This is a genomic window from Pseudomonas sp. NFACC08-1, from assembly GCF_900106735.1.
Taxonomy (GTDB): Bacteria; Pseudomonadota; Gammaproteobacteria; order Pseudomonadales; family Pseudomonadaceae; genus Aquipseudomonas; species Aquipseudomonas fluorescens_Q.
In genome coordinates this window covers 1-22,418 of the sequence record NZ_FNNL01000018.1, presented here as the reverse complement: position 1 = coordinate 22,418, position 22,418 = coordinate 1, and the positions used below count along the sequence as shown (strand labels likewise).

Annotated in this window: 7 protein-coding genes; 3 read left to right on the top strand and 4 right to left on the bottom strand. The window is 63.7% G+C overall.

From position 1 onward, the window contains the following. Positions 1 to 35 precede the first annotated feature (35 nt). From BLU76_RS26970 to BLU76_RS26960, 3 genes are all read left to right on the top strand, one after another. On the top strand, positions 36 to 1,835 hold the full coding sequence (locus BLU76_RS26970) for a thiamine pyrophosphate-requiring protein (protein WP_092225187.1): 1,800 nt from the start codon (positions 36 to 38) through the stop codon (positions 1,833 to 1,835). Positions 1,836 to 1,846: 11 nt separating this feature from the next. Beyond that, entirely contained in the window at positions 1,847 to 2,527 is a 681-nt protein-coding gene (locus tag BLU76_RS26965; RefSeq protein ID WP_092225185.1) for a DUF2238 domain-containing protein, read from the top strand. A 113-nt stretch (positions 2,528 to 2,640) separates the two neighbouring features. Beyond that, positions 2,641 to 5,214 (top strand): bifunctional diguanylate cyclase/phosphodiesterase, encoded by a 2,574-nt coding sequence (locus BLU76_RS26960; protein ID WP_092145855.1) that lies wholly within the window; start codon positions 2,641 to 2,643, stop codon positions 5,212 to 5,214. Between the two features lie 143 nt (positions 5,215 to 5,357). Here BLU76_RS26960 and BLU76_RS26955 read toward each other — a convergent pair whose 3' ends face one another. The 4 genes from BLU76_RS26955 to gspE form a co-directional block, all read right to left on the bottom strand. After that, positions 5,358 to 17,978, bottom strand: coding sequence for a filamentous hemagglutinin family protein (locus BLU76_RS26955; RefSeq protein WP_092225183.1), 12,621 nt, complete (start codon positions 17,976 to 17,978; stop codon positions 5,358 to 5,360). A gap of 214 nt (positions 17,979 to 18,192) precedes the next feature. Beyond that, positions 18,193 to 19,377, bottom strand: coding sequence for a substrate-binding domain-containing protein (locus BLU76_RS26950; RefSeq protein WP_092225181.1), 1,185 nt, complete (start codon positions 19,375 to 19,377; stop codon positions 18,193 to 18,195). 510 nt (positions 19,378 to 19,887) lie between these two features. Then, entirely contained in the window at positions 19,888 to 21,099 is a 1,212-nt protein-coding gene (gene gspF / locus BLU76_RS26945; RefSeq protein WP_092145861.1) for a type II secretion system inner membrane protein GspF, read from the bottom strand. Next, on the bottom strand, positions 21,099 to 22,418 hold a 1,320-nt coding region (gene gspE, locus BLU76_RS26940), incomplete at its 5' end, for a type II secretion system ATPase GspE (RefSeq protein WP_139211681.1). The genes gspE and gspF, both read right to left, overlap by 1 nt.

Below are 22,418 nucleotides of genomic sequence, written 5' to 3'. Positions count from 1 at the left end.
CGCCAAGCGACCGCAGCCTGAAACGAGGGACAGGCATGAGCATGACCGTCGGTGATTTTCTGGTGGAACGTCTTTACGAATGGGGGGTTCGCCGTATCTATGGCTATCCGGGCGATGGCATCAACGGCGTCTTTGGCGCCTTGAACCGCGCCCAGGGAAAAATCCGCTTCATCCAGGCCCGCCACGAGGAAATGGCCGCCTTCATGGCCTGCGCCCACGCCAAGTTCACCGGTGAGCTGGGCGTCTGCATCGCCACCTCCGGGCCCGGCGCATCCCACTTGGTGACCGGCCTCTACGACGCCCGGATGGACCACATGCCAGTGCTCGCCATCAGCGGCCAGCAGGCGCGCGCCGCACTGGGCGGGCATTACCAGCAGGAACTGGACCTGGTCAGCCTGTTCAAGGACGTGGCCGGAGCATTCGTGCAGCAAGCCAGTGTGCCCGCCCAGGTGCGCCACCTGTTGGACCGCGCCGTACGTACGGCAGTGGGCGAGCGCCGGGTCACGGCATTGATCCTGCCAAACGATCTCCAGGACATGGAATACACCGCGCCACGCCACAAGCACGGTACGGTTCACTCCGGCGTCGGTTACCGCAAGCCCAGCGTCGTCCCCTACGAAGAGGACCTGCGCAAGGCCGCCGAGGTCCTCAATGCCGGCAAGAAAGTCGCCATCCTGGTCGGTGCCGGAGCGCTGCACGCCACCGACGAAGTGATCGCCATTGCCGAGAAACTCGGCGCCGGCGTGGCCAAGGCGCTGTTGGGCAAGGCCGCCGTACCGGATGATCTGCCCTGGGTCACGGGCACCATCGGCCTGCTCGGCACTGAGCCCAGCGACAACCTGATGGCCGGCTGCGACACGTTGCTGATGATCGGCTCCGGCTTTCCCTACGCCGAGTTCCTGCCCCCTGAAGGCCAGGCCCGGGGCGTGCAGATCGACATTCAGGCGGACATGCTAAGCCTGCGCTATCCCATGGAAATCAGCCTGCACGGCGACAGCGTCGACACCCTGCGCGCCCTGCTGCCGCTGATCGAAGAAAAACCCGACCGCGCCTGGCGCAAGAAGATCGAGCATTGGCGCGAACGCTGGGAGCGGACCCTGGAAAAACGCGCCCGGGTCCCTGCCAAGCCGATCAATCCGCAGCGCGTCACCTTCGAACTGTCGCCCCGGCTGCCGGAGCGCGCCATCATCACCTGCGATTCCGGCTCCTGCGCCAACTGGTACGCCCGGGACCTCAAGATCCGGCGCGGCATGATGTGTTCGCTGTCCGGTGGCCTGGCGTCAATGGGCGCGGCCGTGCCCTACGCCATCGCGGCGAAGTTCTGCCATCCGGAGCGGCCGGTGATCGCCCTGGTGGGCGATGGCGCCATGCAGATGAACAACATGGCCGAGCTGATCACCGTCGCCAAATACTGGCGTACCTGGGCCAATGGCACCTGGATCTGCGCGGTGTTCAATAATCGGGATTTGAACCAGGTCACCTGGGAACAACGGGTCATGGAGGGCGATCCGAAATTCGCCGCCTCCCAGGACATCCCCGACGTGCCCTATCACCTGTTTGCCGAATCCATTGGCTTGAAGGGCATCCTAGTGCTGCACGAGGACGACGTGGCCACGGCCTGGGAAACCGCGCTGGCGGCGGGTCGTCCGGTGCTGATCGAGTTTCGCACCGACCCCGATGTGCCACCGCTGCCGCCGCACATCAAGCTGGAACAGGCGAAAAAGTTTGCCTCGACCCTGCTCCAGGGCGACCCGAACGAGCGAGGCATCGTGGTGGAGACCGCCAAGCAGGTCTTGGGCGCCCTGCTGCCGGGCCAGCGCACGGATAAAGAGTGAGGCACGACGCGATGCCAACCGTTGAGCTGCATCGTCGCTATGAACGGTCCCTGCTCCTGGCGTTCTGCGTGGTGTGGGGGTGGCTGGCCATTGCGCCGATAAAACGCAGCGACTGGCTGGCGGAGAACCTGCTGGTCATAGCCTTATTGGTGGTCCTGGTGACCGTTCATCGGCGATTCAGCTTTTCCCGACTGTCCGCCACGCTGTTGTTCGTCTTCCTTTGCATCCATGAAATCGGCGCCCATTACACCTATGCCAAGGTGCCTTACAACCAGTGGTGGCAGACCCTGACGGGAGGCCAGTCGCTTGATCAATTCATGGGTTTCCAGCGCAACCAGTTCGACCGGCTGGTGCATTTCAGCTACGGCCTGCTGCTGGCCTATCCGCTGCGCGAGGCCTTGCTACGGGTTGCGCCAGCAACGGGGTTCAGGGGGTATTTCCTGGCCTGGAGCCTGATTCTTGCGTCGTCGGCGATTTACGAAATCATCGAATGGCTGGGCGGCGCCTACATCGGGGGCGATACCGCCAAGGCCTTTGTCGGCGCCCAACAGGACCCATGGGACTCACAAAAAGACATGGCCCTGGCGGCGCTGGCCGCATTCATGACCCTGCTGGCCGCCGCCGGGGTCAGTTACCTGCGCCAGCGGGACTTCGCCCTCGAATGGACGCTGCGCTTCAAGGCTCGCACCTGACGCAAGCCCCCATATCCGCCGGTTCCTGTGTGATCACGACTAAGTAAATCAGCTCACCAGCCGATATAAGACAGGTGCGGGTGAAATCGCTTTTTGGCTGATGACTTATTTTTATGATTGAAATTGCTGGCAATGACTCAACTGTCCTTTCCCCGGGTTCGCCAACCCGAAGTTTCACCCGTCGCACTTTTCCGGCCATCATGCTCCTGCTGTTTGTCATGTCCGCACTGGCGATCGCCGTGCTGCTCAACATCACCGGCGTCCAGGACCGCCGCGCCCGTGAACAGAGCCTGTTTTTCGCCCAGCAGGCCGTCGAGGGGATCCGCAAAGGTATCGGACGCGACCTGAGCGATTATTCCAAGTGGAGCGATGCCTACCGGCACCTGCATGTCAGCGTCGACAAGGAATGGGCCTACGACCAGGAAAACGTCGGCAGCAGCGTGTATTCGCTCTATGGCTACCAGGCCGTGTTTGTCATTTCGCCGACCGGCCAGACCGTCTATTCGGTGATCGACGGCCAGATGAGTGAGGTCAATGCCGACACCTGGCTGACCGGCGACTTGCGAGCGCTGTTGAAAAAAGCCGCCGCTGCGCAAAATCACGACGAAGTGGTCGTCGAGATGCTCCATCACGAGGACGCCCCTGCGTTTGTCGCCGCGTCCGCCATCACCATCGGCACGGACAGCAGCGTGCCCGAAATCCCCGGCCCGCCCAGCCTGATGCTTTTCGTCAAGGTCCTTGATCCCGGCGCCCTGGAAAACCTGGCGCGGGACTTCGCCCTGCCCGATGCCCATATCGCCAGGACACCGGGCCCCGCCGATACCGCCCAGCTGCTGCTCGACAACCTGACCCTGGAAGCCTTGGCCTGGCGGCCGCAGACCCCGGGCCAGGATCTGCGCAAAATCCTCCTGCCGTTGCTGGCCGTGGCGTTATTCGTGCTGGGGATTCTGGCCCTGGCCGTTCTGCGCCATGCCTTGGCCATGCTCCGCGCCCAGGAACGCCAGTACGCCAGCCTGCTGGCCCATCGCAAGGCGCTGGAACGCAGTGAAGAACGTTTCCGCGACATTGCCGAAGTGTCATCCGATTGGTTGTGGGAGGTCGATTCGACCGGGACCCTGACCTATCTGTCGGAACGCTTCGAACAAGTGACCGGCTTCAGTCCCACGCAGTGGCTGGGCAAACCCCTGCACCGTCTGCTTCACCCCCATGGCGGCTCGATCTCGATTGCCCAATGGCTGCTCGGCGGTGCCAACAGCGACTCCTCGGCGCCGCTGCTGTGCGAGTACACCGCGCGCAACCAGCGCATCCGTACCTGCAAACTCTCGGTGCGGGCCATCGAAGCGGGCACCCTGGGTTTTCGCGGCACCGCCACCGATATCACCGACGAATTGCGGGCTCTGGCCCAGATCAAGCACCTGTCCCTGCATGATCCACTGACCGGGCTGGCCAACCGCAACCGCTTGTTCGATTGCCTGCGCGAGCACCTGGACCGAGCCGATCGTCCGCCCCTGGTGCTGCTGAACCTGGACATGGACCGATTCAAGCCGGTCAACGACTCCCTGGGGCATGCCGTGGGCGATAAAGTGCTCAAGGAGGTGGCGCATATCCTCCAGCAAAACGTACGCGGAACTGATCTGGTGGCACGTCTGGGCGGTGATGAGTTTGTCATTGTCATGCCCGACCCGGGCGATGCCGACGATCTCGATCAACTCTGTGAACGGCTGATCGATTGCATGCAACGGCCCATGCACCTGGACGGCAATACCCTGTACCTGGGGGTCAGCATCGGCGTTGCCTGGTCGCAACCCGGAGACGAACGTGCCGATGAACTGTTGCGCCACGCCGACATCGCCTTGTATGCGGCCAAGGCCGCCGGCCGCAACACCTGGCGCGTGTATGTGGAAGCCATGGGCAACCTGGCCCGCGACCGGCGGCAATACGAACAGCAACTGCGCGACGCCATGCAACGGGATCAACTGGAACTGCGCTACTTGCCTCGCTTCGACGTGAGCGCCGAGCAATTGCACGGTTTCGAAGCCCAGACCTTCTGGCACCACCCCGAGAAAGGTGAACTGGGTGGGGCCGACTTCATACCGGTGGCCGAAACCTCGGGCCAACTGGAAGAGCTGGGTACCTGGATGCTGATCAACGTCTGTGAAGAGGCCGCCACCTGGCCGAGCGCCGTCAACGTCTCCATCGCGGTTTCACCCCGGTGGTTCAACAGCAGCTTCCTGCTCGACCAGGTACAAGAGGCCCTCCAAGCAAGCGGCCTGGCGCCTCACCGGCTGACCCTGGAAGTGGCCGAAGGGGTTCTGCTGGCCGACCACAAGACCGTCGCCAGCACCCTCCATGCGCTCAAGGACCTCGGCGTGCGGATCAACATCGACAAATTCGGCACCAGCATCGCCTCCCTGCGCGAGGTACTGGACCAGCCGTTCGATGGCATCCGCTTCGATCGCAACATCCTGACGCAGCTGGGCCTGGAGGATGACAAGGAGGGCGTCCTGGCGATGATCCGATTGAGCCGCAGCGTAGGGCTCATGGTCACCGCCGAAGGCATCGAAAACGCCCGGCAATTCAGCCAACTGCGCAACGTGGCCTGCGACCATGTCCAAGGCCCCTACTTCGGTGCCGCCCTGGCCCGCTCGGAAATGGCCTCGTTCTTCACCACCCCGCGGTGGCTGTAACCCACTTCCCACCGCTATCGCGAGCAAGCCCACTCCCACAATAGTGGGCCCGTGGTGAACACAAGACTCATGAACACCCAAGATCACCTGTGGGAGCGAGCTTGCTCGCGATGACGCCGGCACAGCCAACCTCCCTGCCCCCCTTACAAACTCAACCGCCCCCTCTCTTCCTCAGTCAGCCGCTGGCGGTTCTGTTCGTCCAAAGGCCCCGCACCCAGGACCTGCACCGGGCTGGCCGGGTCGTAGGCCCGAGGCGCTTCGCGGCTGGCGCCGTCGCGGGACGGGGCCAGTTGCTCGGAGCCAAAACTCACCACCTGGACGGTAAACACCGACGCCTGGTTCTGCCGCGCCGCATTCTGCTGCTGACGGGCCACGTCTTCAGCCGCCTGCGTCGCCGAAGACGCCGCCGAACTGGCCGAGGTGATGGCCCCGGTGTTCACCGAGGCCGCCAGCGGCACGCCGGTGGATTTGCCCTGGGTCTGGATGTTGGCCGCGTTCACCACGGTCAACGCCGCGATATTGACGTTGCCCGACACCCGGATCCCCGCCTCGCCCGCATCGATGGTGCCCAACGGCGCGATCAGGTCGATATCCCCCGGCGCCACTTCGGCAATCGGGTTGAGGGTGGCGATACCCGCGCCAGTGCTCGGCACCGACGGCGACAGGGTCACGTTGCCCCAGGTGTCGTACAAGCGCTTGGGCGGCGTGTACACCACGGTGGTCTTCGAACCGCGACCCGCGTTGATGTCGCCCTGGGCCGACCAGCCGAGGATCGAGCCGCCGAAGGTGGTCATGATCCGGCTCTGCCCCAGCAGGATGCTGTTATGCGCATACAACTGGATATCGCCCTCACCCTGGGTGATGACGCCTGCGGTGGACGGCGGCGCGTTGCCCTCGATGCCGAAAGTCTGGCCGCCGCCCGGGGTCAGCATCTGGATACTGCCGCCGAAATCGGTGTGCACCCCCGCCCCGCCGAACATCGTGATGTCGCCCTTGTAGGTGATCGGATTGCCCGCCACGTCCTTGGTCGGGAACAACAAGTCGATAGCCTCGCGCCCGCGCAGGTAACTGCCCTGGCGCACGCCACCGACTTCGTTGTACTCACGCCCGCCGGCCTTGAGTTCGGCGAAGTACACGTCGCGGGCAAACACCCGCTGCTGCTCGGCCGGCAGTGCCGCGAAGTAGCTGCGGGCCTGCTCGGTGTCGCCGCTGAAACCGAAGCGCTTCTTCAGCCAATCCACCAATTCGGTTTCATAGGTCTTGGCGACCTTGCCGTCCTGGTTCGCCAGCGGCACACCGGCCAGGGCCTGGTTCGCCGGGTCCAGGTAGGCCTTGACGAAGCGCTCGTAATCCGCGCCGTTGAGGCCCACGCCAGCTTGCAGCACCAGGCTCGCGCCAGGGCGCGAATCTCCCGGCACCACGGCGCCGAGGCTGGTGATGCTGACCTTGTCGTCCATCAGGATATTGCGCCCGGCGGTGATTTCCAGCAGGCCGGGACCGGCGACGTTGAAGTTGCTGTAGAGGATGTCGCGCCCGGCTGACACGATGGAGATGTCGGTGGGGTTGTTGTGGATGAAGAGGTTGCCGGCGCTGGTGTACTGCCCCGTGACAAACTCACCACCCTGGCCGCCACTCAGCGGTGTTCCGCTGCTGACGATGTCCCGCCCGGCCATCATCCACACCGACCCGGTTCCTTCGTAATAAGTCTGGCCGAATCGGCTGTCATTCGGGGTGGTGAACGTCATCGTCCGCCCGCTATTGACGGCCAGCAAGTCGCCCTTGAGCGCATAGAAACGGGCAGGATCGGTGTTGCTCGCCCATTCGTCGGACGCGCTGCTGCTGTCAAAAGCAAACAACGGCAATGTATTTGCGCCTATAGAGACACGATTGGCATCGACGGAGAGATTACTGACCACCACAGTGTTACCGACAAGCCCCATGAAGGCCGGCCGAAATGGTGTGGCCATGGCCGTGGACGAGGCACCAGAGCGACTGACCGTCAGGTCACCGCCATAGATGGAGTCACCCGCGAGGAACTGCAACTCGCTGTTGATGCCGGGGGCAAGCAGCAAGGCTGAGCGATAGCCGTTACTGGAGTTACCGGAGCCTGCGACCTTGGCCTGGCCGTAGTAAAGACTGCCACTGGCCGCAACGGCCCGCAGAATCGATGGGTAGACTACCGCCAAGTCCGTCTCGCCCCCAGACATCAGCGGCGTCAGATTGCCCCCCGATGACCAGAGATCAATCGCAGTATTAGCCGTCCACAACGAAAACCAGCTCACGCCCGAGCCGTTAGTCGCACCATTTTTGAAGGGCGACACGCTCATCATCGGCGCCCGGCCTGGGTCGGCAACGTCCATCACGACCAAGTCGCCCAACGTACGCAGATCGAAGGTAGCATCACCAGGCATGAGGGTCAGTCCACCGGTTGCAGCTCCTCGTGTGGACTTGAAGGAGTCGTAGGCCCGTGTTTCTCCAGGGGATTGCACTGGGGCACTGTTGCCGTAGAGCAGGTCGATACGACCAATGGCACCACCATCGATTTGGGCGTGTCCTCGCAAATTGATGATCGCGCCGTTGAGATGCCCCATGGTGAACGAGCTCTCGGGATTCAAAACACCACCCACACGCAGGTTGAGATCGCCACCGCCGGTCAATTGCAGGCTGCCATCAGAGCCCACACGTCCGGTGCTGCCCACCGCCAACAGCAGCCCCTGGCTACGAGGGTTGATGTTTGAGTTGAAGTCGTTACCGGCGAGCCGGTTCAACACCCCCGCGTCACCCTTCACCTGTACATCCAGATCACCGCCACCCAAAGTCCCGAACCCGGTGAAAGCGGCCATTTGATCAGCGCCCCCCGACACCGTCGACGCGGTATGACTACCAAAGTTGATCCACCAGGCGGTCGGCTGGCTGCTCGCGGAATCACCATTGCCCTGGCGCCAGAGCCAATTGCCTACATTGGCCGAATCCTGGCCCATGTCGGTAGGGTTCGGTCGCCCGTTAGAGTTGACAGGCGCCGTCAGGTTGCCACTGAGGTCACCGCCGACCTTAAGCAACAGGTTACCGCCCGCGTCCGGATACCAGGCGCGATAGAGACTTTCAGTGCCGCCATCGACCAGCTTTTCGTTACTGCCATCCTCGTCGGTGAGTACCTTGCCGTTGGCGCCCAGGGCCTTGGGCTGGTTGTAGGGATCGCCTGGGAACGTCGGTGCCGACGAGGTGCCGGCGGTGTAGATGCCAAACAACGAATCCATGCGCAGGCTGCCACCGCTGAGCAGTTCCAGGTCGCCGGTGCCGGTGCGGATGACGCTCGGACGGACACTGCCGGCAACCGCTTCATACTCCACGTCTGCGGGGGCACAGACACTCGGCGCCGCGTCGCAGAGTGACTGAACCGAATCAAACTGGAAAAACTGCGCAGCGGCCTGGCTGATCAGCTCGCCGGCCTTGACCTCAAAGCCGGAACCTGCCAATTCCTCCTCCGCTGCCTTGGTCCATCTGTAAGAAGCTTGAAGCGCGCAAATACCAGCGAAATCCGCACAGAACGCGTCAACCGAGTCGTAGCCAAAATTGCTCACGATTGTCAGGTCGACGGTTTGTCCGAGCGCTACCGTGAACCCCGCGCCCGCCAGCTCATCGACCCCTAGTTGAGTCCACTGATAGGTGCCCTTGGCCGGCACGGATTTGCCAAACATGCCGTAGTGGCTATCGGCAAGACGCAAGTCGCCTTGTACCGGATCGGGCTGGACGATCCGGCTGTCCGCCGCCGTCGTATCCGCCCCGGCCACCAGCCGCAGCGACCAGGATTGCGAACCCTCGGCGAGCATCGGGGCGATAGCCCACATGCGGCCATCGCTGCCGGCGATTTCCGGACGTAGCTGGATCGACTCGACGCCATTGGGCAACTTCACATCGGTGCCGGACGGGATCAGCGAACCGCGGTTCAACGCCAGGCTGCCGTCCAGCTTGAGAATATTGCTCTGGACATTGCCCGCGTCGGCCACGTTGGGCAGCGCCACGCCCTTGGGCCAGGTGAAACCGAGCAAAGCGGTGGCGCCGCTCAACACGCTGCCAGCGCCCAACTGCGAGCCGGCTTCGAGGGTCTGGGCCCGGCTCAGCAAAGTGCCGGCGGCAAACAGCAGGTTGCCGGAGGCGTCGTGCACCGCAGCCGCCAATACCGTGCCGGCCGGCAGTTCCAAGGGTTGTTCCAGGATCGCCGCCACTGGCAACCGGGTGCCGGCCGCCAGGGTCACGTTTTTGATGGGTAAGTCGTAGTTGAGCGTGGTTCCCGCAGGGAACGCCGTACCGTCGGCCAGGGTCACGCCAGCACCGGGGACGACGATGTCGCCACCGGTGAAATCGATGCCGGGCAGCAACACCCAGCCTTTGTCATCCTGAGTGGCGGGCGGCGGAGCGAATCCGTCGTTGATGCTGCCGTAGATGCTCAGGTCGCCCCCGGCGCGCAGGGTCAGCGCGCCGGCCTCACCGGAGCCGTACACGGCGGTTTGCCGAGTGTGCGGGTTGACACTGGCGTAGCGATAACCGGACAGGTCCAGGTCACCCTGCACCACCAGGTCGCCGTCGGCCGTGGCGCTGACAATCTCAACGCCGGGCCGCAGGTGGAACGCATCGGCGTAACGGGCGTTGTTCAGGCCGGCGAGTCTACGTTGCATCAAATCGCTGTTGGCCAGCGCCGCGTTGATGAAGGCGAGGCTATCCTGGTGCTTGCCATCCAGGTAGGCCTGGTCGATGACCTGATAAGGACGGCCACTGGCCGCCGGATCGCTGCCAAAGGCTGCATCGTTGTACTGCCACATACCATTGACGGCGATGGACCGCGCGCCCTGGATATCCAGGTTGCCGCTGGCATCGATGGCGATGTCACCTTGGGTGGCATCCGGGCCGGCGCGCCGGGCATTGAGTTCCAGGGTGCCGCGAGCGCGGCCATCATGCTGCCCCGCAGGCGCCGCGGTGCCATGGCGCAGATCGATGCGCGCGCCGTCGGCCAATGTCAGCACGCCGCCCCGGGAGGTCAGGTCGACCATGGCGCGGTTCGGTGAGTCGATGATCTTGCCGTAGCTGTCCACCCGCAGGCGATTGCCGTGGGCGTCGAGCACCGCGTTGCTGCCCAGGGTCAGAGAGCGCCCGGCGGCGAGCCGGATGCTGCCGACCCGTTCGCCGCTGGCGTCTACCTTGCCATTGACCAACAGGTTTCCGTTGTCGACCGACACACTGATGGTCGAGGCCTTGAGTTCGTTGCCGATCACCAGGTCGCCCTGTTTGAGCTGGAAGCCACGGGAACCGAACACCTGTCCGTCATCCAATCGTTGGTTCAAGGCCGCGAACTGCTCGCTGAGGCTGCCGTTGCCGCCCAGGCGCTGGGCCTGGACTTCCACACCGCCGGCCAGGTACGGCATGGCGGTGCCGCCGGCGTCGTATTCGCCCGTGCTGCTGCCGAGAATCCGACCCTGCAAATCAACGATCCCGGCGGCCTCGTCCAGGGCCACGGCACTGAGCCGGCCAGCCTGGTTGTTACGGGCCGAGAGGTCGATGCTTGAACCATCCGCCTGGCGGATGTTGCCGTTGCGGCTTTGCAGGATCAGCTCACCACCGGCGCTGTAACGCGTCACATCGTTGAAGGTGACTGCGCGCCCAGCCAGGTCGATCTGCGCCGCATCCGTCAGGGTCAGGTCATCCGTCGCGCTGAGGGTGAGCTTGCCGCTGGGCAGCACCACTGCGCTGGCGAGGTTGAGGCTCGCGCCCTTGAGGGACAGCTCGCCCCCTAGCCCGGAGACAGCGCCAGGCTTAGCGGTTGTGCCCGTTACATTGACCACGCCGCCTGCAGTAATGCGGTTGACCGATCCGGCTTCACCCGTGAGCAACGGCGTGAGGATATTCAGGTTGCCGCCGCTGTAGACGTAGCCTGTTTTTGCGTCATAGGCGCCCTGGCTTTGATACACCGCCAGGCTGCCCTTGTGATTGGCGGTCAGGCGTTCGCTGGCGCTGAGGTTGACGTTGGCGAATCCCAGGGCCAGGCGGTCCAGGGTGCTGACCGAGCTGGGCTGGGCGAAGTCACCGTAGCCGAATTCGATGCGCTGGGCCTGGATGTCCAGGCGACCGGCACCGGTACCGGCCCCACCGGCAATCACCGAACCCGGCGCGCCGACAGCGCCGTTCCAGATCAGGTTGGTGGTGCGAATGGTCGCCACATCATTGGCGCTACCGGCACCATAGATGGCAGGGGTGCTGAGCATCAGATTATTCAGGCGCGACTTGCCTGTTGTCGGGTCATAGGTGTCGAGACTGACGGTACCGTAAAAATTCAGCGCCTGACTGGCCGACAGTTCGAGGGTTTCCAGGGCCGGAGCACCGTACTCGGTGTCCCCGCGCAACAGGCGATCGAGCACGGTCTGGCTCAGGGTCAGCCCCGCCGGCAAGACCTGGTGCGTTGCCGCAGCGCTCAGGGCCTGGGCGGTGCCAACGTTGATGTTGCTCAGGGCCAGCGTCAGGTGACGGGTGCCATAGCGCACTTGGTCGTCCAGTTCCAGGCTGCTGCCCGAGGCGGCGACGATACTGCCTTCAGAGTGAATCTTCGTCACGCCTGTGCACGGTGTCAGGCTGCAACCGCCGATACTGACCGAACCCGTGGAGCCCGATTGCGGAGCCAGCACGTTGAGCAAGCCGTTGGAAGCCGCCAGCAAATTGTAATTCTGGTTCCTCACATTGAGGTTATAGATAAAGCCATCACGGGCATCGTACGCCGCCTTGCCTTGCCCGAGGGTGTTGATGGCGGCGCCTTGTTCCACCAACAGCTCGCCCCCGTCGGTCAGCAGAAAAACCTCCGGTGCCGCCAGAGTCGCGCCTTCACGCAAAGTCACACTGCGGGAGACCCTTTGTGGCGTGACGTAGTTACCCCCTTGGCCATAAAGAATTGAAAACTGGCCGCCGATCACTTGGCGCGAGGCGTTCAATGCATTGAGGCTTGCGGCATTGAGGGTCACACCTTCGAAACCGGCCGTGGCCCCGCGCCCGTCGGCAACTACCTCCAGTGCGCTACCGGTGCCCCCCACCACTGCAACGGTACCGCCGTATCCACCCGTCTGAGGCGCGAACTTGCCAATACCCTTGAAGGAGAACGCCTGATCCCCAGCGCCCCTGGCCAGGTTCAGCTTCAAAGTCTTGGCATCCACTGGCAATAAAGCCCTGGGGACACCCAGGCGTCCGGCGTCGGCCACGGCAAACTGGGCGTAGCTGGTTTCGTTGTATTGCGAGTAGCGGCGAAGCACATCTCCCGACGTCAGAATGACCTGACTGGACAAACTGTTGCGCTGCCCGGTATTAGCCACCGACAGTACCCCAGCGGTGGTCCAGGAGCCGTTGCGCATCTGTTGCGCAGCCGTTGTCACCCCCTGCCCCGCCAGGCCATTGACTTCGACCCGGAACGCTCCCGGCAACAAGGCGTAGGTGGAGGGCATCAAGGTATAGGTACCCGCGGCCAATCCCGGAACGCCAGCACCAATGGTAATTTGCTGGCCTACCCTGGGGTCCACTGCGCCGCCTTCGGGGGCGACTGGTGCATATTGGCTCTGGTTGCCCGGCACGATGGCATAGACCGGGTTGCTGGATAGGCCCGGCAAGGTAAAACCGCCGTTCGCGCCGATTTGTACCAGCGGATTGAAACGCGCGTCGGTGGAACCCCCTCGGCCAGAGATAAACCCGGCGCCGAGCAAGTCACCACCCCCCGAGAGGTCGAGTACCGAGCCTTCCTGAGCAACCACCGACTGCCCCCCCAGAATCACGCCGACATTGAGGTCACCATTGTCGGAGGGCACTGCGCCTTGCCCCAGCAGAACGACTTTTTTGCCTGCGTACTGGTAACTCTGCCCATCGACAGTACCGCCATAAGGCAGGATCAGCCCTAGGCCGCTGACGGAGGTCAAACTGTCCGGCAACAAGTCCAGCCGGGCAGATATGCCCGCCGAGCTATCATTTGTACCGACTTCAAGCAGCCCAAGCGGAGCCCGTACGACACCCCCTTGTTCGATCTTCGCACTGCCCAATTGCAAGCGACCGAACACCGAATAAGGCACCTGGGGGACGACCTGGGTGGTACGGCCGATAACCAGACTGCGCGTCGGATCGTAGAGAGGGATGTTGTTAACGGGATCGCGCCCCCAGCCATACCCTGCCAAAACACGAGCGCCTACGCCGGTCGCTGGGTACAGTTGGGCGGCCTGCAGGATCATGTCCGCAGGCGTCACCAGTTGAGTTGTGAAACCTAAAGGCAACCCTTCGTTCGAGAACCCGGCCAGGAATCGCACATCTCCCCGACTGCTTAACTGAACCCGGTCAAAACCTGTGCGCTCCAACTCGACGGTGCTGCCGTCGGCCTGCCGCACGGTGCCCTTGCTGCTGAACGTCACGTTACCCTGCACATCCAACAGGTCTGCGTTGACAGAAAACACGGCCTTGTTCGTCTGCAATGATACGCCGCCGTCGACCACCGGTCGGACGTAGTTATCCTTGTTTGGAAGGTTGGCCGCGGGGCCCGACAGCAGTACATGGGAAGCATTGAGTTGAGCCCGGGTATTTGGCGCGGCTGCACTCGTGACAAAGTTGCGGGCATACAGGCTCAGGCTTTGGCCAAGGGACAGCGACACGTCACCATCGATGCTCAACAGTCCATTGCTCAACAGCGCCAGGCTGTCGAAACCTCCCGACTGGACCTGATCAACACCCAAGCGCCCGTGGCCGTAAACCAACGAGTCCGCCGCTGTCTCGGCATTACCCTCCAGCAAGCTCGCAGGCGCGGTCTGTCCCAACACCAACTCACGCACCTTCATCGCTCGGTCGCTGGCGGCGTTCTTCACGTAGTAAGGCGTTTCCAATGCCACCGACAACTTGCCGCCCGCCGCCCCTGTCCCGCCCGAATGGGCGCTGAATGCGCCATCCAGGTACAAACCATTGGCCGACGCCAGGGAAATGCTGCCGCCATTGCTCGCCACCGAGGTGCGCCCCTGTCCGGGAATATCCAGCACGGCCTGGCTGCCATCCGCTTGCAGACGCGCGCCCTCGCGCACCACCACAAACAGTTCGGATGCGGAAGCCGAACCTTTCTCGGCGTCGATCTGGCCGCCGATGACAATCTGCCCGCCATCACGTACCAGGCCATAGGTCTGACCGCGCATATCCTGGGCGGTCACGGCCCGGCTGGAGACATCGATCAGAGCCTGCTCGCCCAGCCAGATGGAGCGACCGTGGCCCTGAGCGTTGACGGCTTCACCCTCCGCACCGATGACACTCAACCCGGTGAGGCTGACCCGCCCACCCCACGCATTAAGGGTACCGTTGGCGGTCAGTTGACCGATGCTGCGCACATCGATGCCCTGGCCCGGATCGACGCTGACCACGCTGCCCTTGCCCAGGTTCAACACCGTGCTGGCCATGTCGGCGGCGCTGGAGTTCGCGGTACCGGCAGTGAGACTCAGGCTCGCGCCGCGACGCTGGGTCATGACACCTTTGATCGCATCTTCCTGGTACAGCTCCGGCGTCCAGCGCTGCAACGCATCGGCCGGCTCCGCGCCGCTGCCGGTGTTCAACGCCTGCTCGCCAAAGCGGTACACCGGCATCGTCACATCGACCTGGGCCCCGTCGGCCACGGTCAGACCTTCGTTACCGGTGATGTCATAGGCCGAGAAGCCTTTGTCAAAAAAGTCTCCGCCCAGTTGCAGGGTGCCCGGTTCAAGCGGCGAGCCGCTGTCGCCGATCAGCACTTTATTGGCCGCCAGCGTCAAGGTCCCGCCGCCATTCACGCCGGTGCCGCGCAGTTCACCGTCAAGGTTCAAGGCGCCGTTATCGGACGATGCGCCGGTACTGGCGGTCAGGGTCAGGTCACCGCCCTTGCCGCCGCGGGTCTTGCCATCGGCCATGACCGCAGCACCGGAACTGACGTCAATCCGACTGCCCTGACGCACGTCAATGTCGCCGCTGCTGCGCACGGACACCGTGCCGCCGTTGAGGAACGGCAGGCCTTGGCGGTCGTTGCCGTCAAGCAGCAAATTGCTCCACCGCCCAGCGGTGTTCAGCATCACGCCCTCGCCCAACGTGACCCCGGCACGCTGACCGGTGGCGGGCGAAAGCACGACGTCTCCCATCTGGAAGTTATCGGTTCTGACCTGCTTAAGAACGTTACCCAAGGCAATGCGACCGCTGCGAGCCGTCAGGTTGGCGTTGACTTCCACCTGTGGTGCATAAAGCGTGATGTCGCCGCCATCGGCCACTTTAAGCGTGCCATCGACTTTGATACCTTCTGCCGCCGCCACCTTGACCGCGCCGAGCTGAAAGCCATTGAGCAGTTCGTTATCCAGCACCAGCTTGCCTTGCCGATCGGTGTCGACCACCGAGGTCAGGTCCTGGCCCGCGGCAATCTTGTCGGTCACCTTGCCGACGGTGACCTGATCGAAGGTGGGGTTCAAACCGCTGTTGATCACGCCTGCAGTCTTGTCATAGATCGGCGTGTAGCTGCCCACCCACAACTGCGCCCGTCGGGCCACGGCATTTTGCGATTGCTGGTAACCGTCGAGGTTGAGATTCGGCGCCTGAGTCTGGCGTTCACCCTGGTAGACCTCACCAACGATTTGGCCTTCCAGCACCGCGTTGCGGGTCGACACCACCAGCTTGCCGGCATCGCGGCCGACGGTGTAGCCGGCTTCGAAACGCTCGCGTGGGGCAATCAGCGGGTTGTAGTAGTAATCGGTCTGGCCCCAACGCTGGCTGTGGTCTTCGTAGCCCTTGTAGATACCGGTGTAGAGAATGTCCCCCGGCGCCTTGGACAATTCATGCAAACGCCCATCAGCGCCCTTGAGCCAGGACTGCCGCAAGTAGCCGCTCTGCACATCCAGGGTACCGCCAGACAGGTTCAGTTGCGCTGCCTGCTGGGTCACCACGTCGTTGCCAGTGAACGTCAGGGTGCCGCCTTGAGCAGCCCATTCACCGGCGCTGTGGCCTCGGGTCCCCAAGTAACCGCCGACTTCCAACAGCCCACCCGCCGTGTACCAACGGTCGGTGGCGTAGCCATTGGTGCCTGCCGGCACGTAGATCAAGTCACGCACATCCACCCAGACATCGTTGTTGGTCAGCTTGCCGCCGTCGCGGTTGACCGGCGCATCGCGCTGTTCATTGCCCTGCACGTTGACCTTGATGGAGTTGGACTCCATCGCCACCTTGACGCCAATGGCGCCGGATACGTCGATCACCGCGCCATCGCGCACCAGGCTGCGCCCGGCGGCGCTGACCGCGACCTGGCCGCCGGTGGCCAGGGTGATGGAGCCGTTCTGGAAGTCGACGCTGCCGCCACTGACGATCTCGACCCGCGACTGATCGGTGCGGTCGACCACGCTGCTGAGGTTGTTGAACTGGCCGGTGATCAGGTTGTTCGGCGTGCCATCCAGGCCGGCCGGTCCGGCATTGCGCTGACTGTCCAGGGCACTGCCGCCGGCGGCGTCGAGCAACACCGCCGTGGCGCTGCCCAGCCCCAGGGTCACGCTGCCAGTGCTGTCGCTGAAGGCGTTGAGCAGGTGCACGGTGCCGCGGGTGTCCACCGAACTGCTGGCCACGGCCACGCCGTTCTGCTGCACATTGTGTCCGGTGAGGGTGATGTCGCCGGTGCTGGCCTGGATCAGGCCGCTGTTGATCACCGTGCCGGCGCTGCTGCCCGGCTTGAGGGACGTCGCCACCTCGTTGCCACGGGTGGTGGAACGCAGGTTACCGCTGGTGCCCTGGCCCCGGCGGATGTAGAAGCTGTCGCCCGCCGCCAGGGAGGTCTGGCCCTTGGCGGTGATGATAGAGCCGGCGTTCTCCACTTCGCTACCCAGCAACAAGGCATAACCACCACCGGTCGTAGAGGTAGAGGCGCGGTGGGTTTCGATCAGTGCGCCCTGCTGCACTTCGACCTTGCCCGCCGCGTCGGTGAAGGTCGGCTGGGTGCCAGTGGCATCGACGTACAAGCCGCGCTTGCTGAATTGCTCATCGCTGATGTTGGCCGCCACCGCCGCCAGGTTGCGCACGTTGACCTGGCTGCTGCCGCTGAAAATGATGCCATTGCGGTTCACCAGCATCACCGTGCCGTTGCCCTTGATCTGGCCCTGGATCTGGCTCGGTCGCGCCTGCGGATCGTTGACCCGGTTGAGCACGGCCCAGTCCGACTGCTGCTGGAAATCCACCGTGGTGTTGCGCCCGACGTTGAAGGTTTCCCAGTTGAGAATCGCCTTGTCGGCGGTCTGCTCGATCTTCACCGTGGTCTTGCCGCCGGCCTGGGTCTGCTGCGGTCCCTTGGCGTTGAGCCAGCCCTGGGCCAGGCTGTTATCGACCTTGAGCCCGCCCTCGCCCAAGCCGTCGGGCACGGTCTGGATTTGCCCGAACGCGGCCTGCCTTCCTGCCGCTTGCGCCGCCTGCTGGGCTGCGATGGCGGCCACGGTGTTGTTGAGGTTGGTCAGCGACCGCTGCAACTGCGCATTGGCCCGTTGCTGTTGGGCCAAGGGCGGCGGCATGCCTGGCAACGCCGTCGTGGGCCGTGCCGCGCCACCGGCAGGGGACGCGCCCTTGGCGGCAAACCAGGCCGAACTGAACGCGGTCGCCGCCTGGGCATTGCCAGCCACCATCAGCAGGGCAATGGCCTGGGCCAGCGGCTTGAGCCGCAACATCGACAACTCGCCATCGCGACGTGGAGCATTCAGGTTCGTCTGGGGTTTGCAGCGCAGCATCCTACTCATCCTTTCGGGTTCGCTCTAAGGGGGCGCAACGCAGTGCTATCAAGCTGCCAGCGTTGGTTATAGGGGATAGGCGGTTACAGCCGCTCGGGACCGAACGGATGTCATGAAAATTTCATGTGGCTGTGTTGGCGCGGGTATGACGCAAAAAGTCAGCAACGGCTTTCACCGTTGCTGACCGGCTGTTGCAGGTCGTTCAAGCCTGGGCTTACAACGGACGACCGATGGCGTTGCAGACACTGGTGTTGCCGATGCTCAGACCGCTGGAAGCCGTGACGAAGGAATCACGAATGGCAGTTTTCCAAGCCGAAGGCAGTGGCACGAAACGGTTGGCGGTGATGGCCGAGTCGTTGTTGGTCAACGAACCGTAGTGACGGCTGAAGAAGTTGCGAACCTGAGTGGTCTGGGTCGCATCGGCGTAGCACTGGCTGAAGATCACGTTGGTGAAACCCAGGATTGGGTAGCCGGTGGTTGGGTAGAGGCGCAAGCTAGGATCAGCCGGAATGGTTTCATCGATCACTTTTTGGGAAGTGAAAATAGGCACCCAGGCGTTTGGTTTTGACCGGTCGGCAACAGCAGGAACCGTAACGGCATTGATAGCTGCCGACACGTTGGCTGGTGCAGGGGAAAGACCGCCAACACGAGCGACCTTGGTGGCGTCGTCCAGACCGGCCAGGGTAGTAGCGGCGTAATCCGGGCTCATATAGGTGATACGACCCTGCGCAGCGTTCAGTGCAGTCATCACGTTAGCACTGCCGGAGGCGGAAACGGCACCAGTTGGCAGGCCACCGCTGTAGCTGGAGGCGAAGGTGGTGGTGACACTGAAGGTGCCGGTTTCAGCGCACTTGGCATTCAGGAAGCGGGTGAACAGCTCGGTGGTGCCGCTGCTTTCTGAACGGTAAACCACGGTGATTGCGCCAGTACGGCCCGAACCAGTGATCTGGCTCCAGTCGGTCAGACGGCCGGAGAACACGCCGCACAGTTGGTTGACGCTCAGGTCGACGTTGGCGGTGCCAGTCTTGTTGAACGGAATGGCAACCGAAGTGGCGACCGAAGGCACCTGGATCAATGGACCCCAGGCGGCACCGTGGGCACTGACGTAGGTGCTCAGTTCAGTGGCGCTGAGCTTGGAGTCGCTACCAGCCCAGTGCACTTTCTTGCCGCTGGTGTCGCCAGGCACGAACTTGGTGTAGTCGTTGGTCAGGAAAGCAGCCTTGCCAGCACCGCTGCCCACGCCGATGTAGGGGGCAAAACCGGCAGGCAGTACGCCGGAAGTCTGATAGAGCGGCTGAGGCAAGGTAGCACCACCGCCGTTGACATCAGCCATGGCGGCCTGAGCGACGCAGAGGCCGGCGAGGGTCAGGGATACCGCGAGAACGTTGCGCTTAAACATGAAGAATCTCCTTTCATCGTGTTCGTACGAAGGTTGGGTGACGCGTGCTTGCCGTCATGGCGCTCGGTCCTGTGCCGGTGGCGATGGGGTGAGGCCATGGGTTAGAAATTCGCAGTTTCCGGTGACAGATAAAGGAAAAAACCTCGGGAGCCGAGGGCTGTTTTTCAGGTTTTTTCCTCGGGTGTTCGAGGGCTCTGCGCCGTGGGTTCAGGCGGATTTTCCAGGGGGATGGCGAGGGTTGGCCGTGGAGGGGGCGGTGGACGGTTGCCGGGCGACGGAAGATGACAGAACGAGGAACCCGAGTTTGGCGAGGGTGAGGCTCGGGAGGTGTCGCGTCACTGCCAAACAACGGGCTGCTTTTGTGGCGAGGGAGCTTGCTCCCGCTGGGTTGCGAAGCGACCCCAAACCGGCTGACTGCGATCTGTCTGTTGTACTGGAAAGTCAGGTTTTGGGTCTGCTGCGCAGCCCAGCGGGAGCAAGCTCCCTCGCCACGGTTTTGTGCGCGGTGGGCTATTGAACCAACTGATTGATCTCGATAATCGGCAGCAACACCGCCATGACGATCACCAGCACCACCGCGCCCATGACCACGATCATCAGCGGCTCCAGCAGCGCGGTCATGCCCATGGCCCGGCGTTCGATGTCGCGGGACAGGGTTTGTGCGGCGCGTTCGAGCATCGGCGGCAGGCAGCCGGTTTTCTCGCCGCTGGCGATCAGGTGGATCAGCACCGGCGGGAAGACTTTTTCCACCCGCAGCGCCGCCGCCAGGTTGACGCCTTCGCGGACCTTGGCCGTGGCCTCGCTGACGCTCAGGCTCAGACGGTCGTTGGACAGCGTCTGGCGCGCCGCCTCCAGGGCTCGCAGCAACGGCACCCCTGCTCCGCCGAGAATTGCCAGGGTCGAGGCAAACCGCGCGGTGTTGAGGCCCAGTACAAAACGCCCGATCAGCGGCAGGCGCAACACCCGCGCGTGCCAACTCAGCCGCGCCGCCGGTTTGCGCAAGTACATACGCCAACTCCAGAAGCCACCGGCCAGCACGCCAAAACACAACCAGCCCCAGGCACGAATGAAATCACTGGCAGTGAGCATCGCCACGGTCAGCGCGGGCAGGTCTTGCCGGGCCTGGGAGAACGCGCTGACCACCTGGGGCACCACGTAGCTGAGGAGGAAAATCACGATGGCGATCGACACCAGCCCCACCACCCCAGGGTAGATGAACGCCGTGAGGATCTTGCCCCGCAAGTTGTTACGCTCTTCGATGTAGTCCGCCAATCGCTCCATCACCTGGGCCAGGTCGCCGGACTCTTCACCGGCGGCAATCAACGCCCGATAGATTTCCGGAAAATCCCGGGGGCGTGCCGCCAGGGCTTCGGCCAGGCGCATGCCGCTGCGCACATCGGCGCGCACCGCGCTTAAGGTCTGGGCGATGTGCTTGCGCTCGGCCTGCTCCACCGTAGCGCTCAATGCGGCCTCCAACGGCAGGCTGGCGCCCAGCAGGCTCGCCAGTTGGCGGGTGGCCCAGGCCAGGTCGTTGTCCGAGAGCTTGGCGCTGAACAAGCCTCCGCCGTTGGCCGGTGGCGTGTTGCGCTCGACCTGCACCTGCAATGCCGTCAGCCCACGGCTGCGCAACAGGTTGAAGGCTGCCCCCTGGCTGTCGGCTTCCAAATGTCCGGATTCGATCTTGCCCTGGGCGTCGGCGGCCTCGAAACGGTAGCGATTCATCAGGCGTCCCGTGTCACGCGCAGGATTTCTTCAGGGGCCGTGGTGCCACTGCGCACCCAGCGCTCGCCATCCTCGCGCATGCTGAACATCCCGGCTCGGCGGGCAGCGGCGCGCAGTGCCTGCTCCCCTGCCCCCTGGTGGATCAGCGTGCGGATGTCATCGTCAATGCAGAACAGTTCATGGATCCCGGTGCGCCCGCTGTAGCCGGTCTGGTTGCAGCTCGGGCAACCCACCGGGCGCCAGGTGCCGGGCGTGGCCGGATCCGGTTGCTTGCACTGCGGGCAGAGCCTGCGCACCAGTCGCTGGGCCAGCACGCCGAGCATCGACGAGGCCAGCAGGAACGGCTCGACGCCCATGTCGATCAAGCGGTTGATGGCCGACACCGCGTCGTTGGTGTGCAGCGTCGCCAACACCAGGTGACCGGTGAGGGAGGCCTGCACGGCGATTTGCGCGGTTTCCAGGTCGCGGATTTCGCCGATCATGATGATGTCCGGGTCCTGGCGCAGGATCGCCCGCAACGCCAGGGCGAAGGTCATGTCGATCTTGGCGTTGACCTGGATCTGGCTGATGCCCGGCAGGTCGTATTCCACCGGGTCTTCCACCGTGAGGATGTTGTGGACGCTGGCGTCCAGCCGGGCCAGGGCGGCATAGAGGCTGGTGGTCTTGCCGCTACCGGTGGGACCGGTGACCAGGACGATGCCGTGGGGCTGACGGATCAGGTGATCGAGCTTGCCCAGCACGTCCGGGTCCATGCCTAACGTTTCCAGTTGCAGGCGTCCGGCCTGCTTGTCCAACAGCCGCATCACCACCCGTTCGCCGTGGCCGGTGGGCACCGTCGAGACGCGGATATCGATCGGGCGCCCGGCGACGCGCAGGGCGATGCGTCCGTCCTGGGGCAGGCGTTTTTCGGCGATGTCGAGCTGGGCCATGATCTTGATCCGCGACACCAACGCGCCGTGCAGGGCCTTTCGCGGCGAAACCACGTCGCGCAGGGTGCCGTCGACGCGGTAGCGCACCACCGAATGGCTCTCGTAGGGTTCGATGTGGATGTCGCTGGCCTCGTCTCGTGCGGCCTGGGTCAGCAAGGCGTTGATCATGCGGATCACCGGCGCGCCGTCCTGGGTGTCCAGCAGGTCGGTGATCTCGGGGATGTCTTGCATCAACCGGTCGAGGTCCACTTCGTTTTCCGCCGCGCCCACGACGGCGGCAGCACTGCCCGTGTCGGCATAAGCACTGTTGAGCAGCCCATCGAGCTCCTCGTCGCGCACCCGCTCCAGCCGCACGTCGCCGAACTGACGGCGCACCTCGCTGATGGACCA